The 1,090-nt window shown below is 61.3% G+C and carries 1 protein-coding gene; it reads left to right on the top strand.

What is annotated here, in order from left to right:
• The coding region (gene tuf / locus ACYP5B_RS14190; protein ID WP_459570140.1) for an elongation factor Tu at nt 1–1,090 on the top strand (1,090 nt) is incomplete at both ends.

Raw genomic sequence — 1,090 nt, 5'->3', positions numbered from 1 at the left:
ACGGTGCTGGCAGCCAAGTTTGGCGGTTCGGCCAAGAAGTACGACGAAATCGACGCAGCGCCGGAAGAAAAGGCACGCGGTATTACCATCAATACCGCACACGTCGAGTACGAAACGGCTAACCGCCACTACGCACACGTTGACTGCCCGGGCCACGCTGACTATGTGAAGAACATGATCACGGGCGCCGCACAGATGGACGGCGCAATCCTGGTGTGCTCGGCCGCTGACGGCCCCATGCCCCAGACCCGCGAACACATCCTGCTGGCCCGCCAGGTTGGCGTGCCTTACATCATCGTGTTCCTGAACAAGTGCGACATGGTCGACGACGCCGAGCTGCTCGAGCTGGTCGAAATGGAAGTGCGCGAGCTCTTGTCCAAGTACGAATTCCCCGGCGACGACACCCCGATCATCAAGGGTTCGGCCAAGCTGGCACTGGAAGGCGACAAGGGCGAACTGGGCGAGCAAGCGATCCTGGCCCTGGCCGACACGCTGGACACCTACATCCCGACGCCGGAACGTGCCATCGACGGCACCTTCCTGATGCCGGTGGAAGACGTGTTCTCGATCTCGGGCCGTGGCACGGTTGTGACCGGTCGTATCGAGCGCGGCATCATCAAGGTCGGTGAAGAAATCGAAATCGTGGGCATCAAGCCGACGGTCAAGACCATCTGCACCGGCGTGGAAATGTTCCGCAAGCTGCTGGACCAAGGTCAAGCTGGCGATAACGTGGGTCTGCTGCTGCGCGGCACGAAGCGCGAAGACGTCGAGCGCGGCCAAGTGCTGTGCAAGCCGGGTTCGATCAAGCCGCACACGCACTTCACCGGCGAGGTCTACATCTTGTCGAAGGACGAAGGCGGCCGTCACACCCCGTTCTTCAACAACTACCGCCCGCAGTTCTACTTCCGTACGACCGACGTGACTGGCTCGATCGAGCTGCCGAAGGACAAGGAAATGGTCATGCCGGGTGACAACGTGTCGATCACGGTCAAGCTGATTGCCCCGATCGCCATGGAAGAAGGCCTGCGTTTCGCCATCCGTGAAGGCGGTCGTACCGTCGGCGCCGGCGTCGTGGCAAAGATCCTCGACT

The organism is Cupriavidus sp. 8B (genome assembly GCF_054589115.1).
The sequence above is the reverse complement of the archived record's forward strand: the minus strand, read 5'-3'. Positions and strand labels throughout refer to the sequence as shown.